2 protein-coding genes are annotated in these 2,183 nt (G+C 33.5%); one reads left to right on the top strand and one right to left on the bottom strand.

What is annotated here, in order from left to right; all coding sequences use genetic code 11:
- Window positions 1–362: 362 nt before the first annotated feature.
- Window positions 363–1,334, top strand: a complete 972-nt coding sequence (locus AA81_RS13700) for an Rpn family recombination-promoting nuclease/putative transposase (RefSeq protein WP_103899344.1) — start codon at window positions 363–365, stop codon at window positions 1,332–1,334.
- Between the two features lie 96 nt (window positions 1,335–1,430).
- On the opposite strand, the gene AA81_RS13695 is transcribed toward AA81_RS13700, so the two are convergent.
- Window positions 1,431–1,955, bottom strand: coding sequence for a VanZ family protein (locus AA81_RS13695; RefSeq protein WP_103899343.1), 525 nt, complete (start codon window positions 1,953–1,955; stop codon window positions 1,431–1,433).
- Window positions 1,956–2,183: the final 228 nt, after the last annotated feature.

Below are 2,183 nucleotides of genomic sequence, written 5' to 3'. Positions count from 1 at the left end.
CTTTTCCTTATGGTTGAAAAGCTGGGAAAGGGACCGCAAGGACCTCTGTCCTTATAGGGCGGGGAGCGCGGGGGAAGGGCACTAATAAAGATACTTTTCCTCACGGGTGGGCAGCGGGGGAAGGGCGCTATAAAACTCATTATATTTGAGTTATATGATAAGATAACAAACCTTCAAAAACATATGGTATAATTAAATTGACAAAGGAAACAGTTTACTCCTCTTACGGGCGGGGAGCGGGGCAAAGGGGCACTATAAAACTCATTATACGAGAGTTATATGATAAGATAACACACCTTCAAAAACATATGGTATAATTAATTTTGAACAAACAAAATCTATAGCACAAAGCGAGGCAAAAGATGAGCGAATTAAACAACCCACACGATGCTTTCTTCAAAAAACATTTTGGTAACAAAAAAATAGCTCAAAATTTCTTAGAAAACTACTTACCTACTGAGATTACCAAAGTACTAGACCTAAATTATTTAACCAAAGAAGACAAAAGCTATGTGGATGAAGATTTAAAAGAAAGCCACTCAGACATGTTGTACAAAACAAAGATAAATGGAAAAGATGGATACATATACATTCTGTTTGAACACAAAAGCTACAATGATCCGCGTGTACTTCTACAACTTTTAAAATACATACTCAGTATATGGGAAGAAAAATACAACATCAAAACGAACAAATTACCTATAATAATACCACTAGTAATATACAATGGAGAAAACAAGTGGAATATAGAGACCAAGTTAATAAATCTCATAGAAGGAATAGAAGAGCTACCAGAAATAATGAAACAATACATACCTACTTACCAATATGAGATATATGATTTCTCACCAGAAGAAAAATTAGGTATAGTAGGGTTAGCAAATTTAAAGGCGATATTACAAACGACAAGAGTGGCAAGAGTAAAAACAGGAGAAAAGTTTGACGAAGAATTAATAAAGGCGTTTGAATTTCTTGTTGGGATAAAAGACAAAAAGACGTTTGATGAATTATTTGAATCATGTATGTTGTATTTAATGTATACAAGGGACGATATAAACATAGAAAAGGTAGAAGAAGTAGCGAAAAAAGTAATGGATGAAAGGGGTGAATTGATAATGACGATAGCAGAAAAGTTGAAGAATGAAGGAATGGAAAAAGGAAAACTTGAAGAAAGAAAAGAATTGATAATTGAGATTCTAAACCAAAGATTTGGAAAAGATATTGATAAAAGTTTAGAAGAAAAGATCAGAAAAGCAAATGAAGAAACCATAAACCAAATAAAGAAAAATATTCTTAGTATAACCATAGAAGAACTAAAAGAAATATTGAAATAATCTTTTTTACCAAATTCATTAAACAGGATTTGTGTGAGAGGGTGGCATAACTTTTCATTTAGTAACTTCTAACGCTATCTAAAAAAAGATAGCGTTTTATTTATACCTTAGATAAATCTCCTTACAAATCTTATAAATCAAACAAATTACCAGAATTATTATATTAGCAAAAACAGCTCCTGAAATATCTATAAGAACATCATTCAATGAAGAACCTCTGCCAACAAACTCTTGAGAATATTCATCTACTACAGCTATAAGTGCTGGTAAAGATACTCCAAGTAAAGTCCCTATCAATAATCTCTTTGAATACAAATATCCAAACAACCAAGAAAACACACCAAGTATAAAATATATTCCAAAATGCGCACTTTTTCTAACAAGTGCTATGGAATCAGCATATTGATCTCCAAGCCACAACCTCTTTAAAAATACTTCTATCTCTCTAAACCATTTTGTATCTGAAAAATCAAATACATTATCTATTGATTTAATAACATTATAGACAAACTGAGATTGATTTGAAGATTCCTCTGGATTTCTTGTTCCAAAAAACAAAATAACTCCAACCCAAAAAATTAAAAAAATTAATGATATTAGTATATATTTTCTTCTTTCCATATAATCACCTGTTTAATTCTATAACAAAACCACCTCAAATGAAACCCCCAAAGTAAGTTAGGTGGTCTAAGATGGACAGGATGCAGGTCAGAACCCTCTTACTCCCCCGGGTTTAAGGGTCCGCAGGTCCCTTCCTTATAAGGGCGGGCTGCGGGGTGAAAGGGGCGCTAGCAAAGCTCCTTTTCCTTATGGGTGGGGAGCGTGGTGAAAGGGCGCTAACAAAGCTCC

This window comes from Petrotoga halophila DSM 16923 (assembly GCF_002924615.1).
This window is presented reverse-complemented; position numbering and strand designations above follow the sequence as displayed.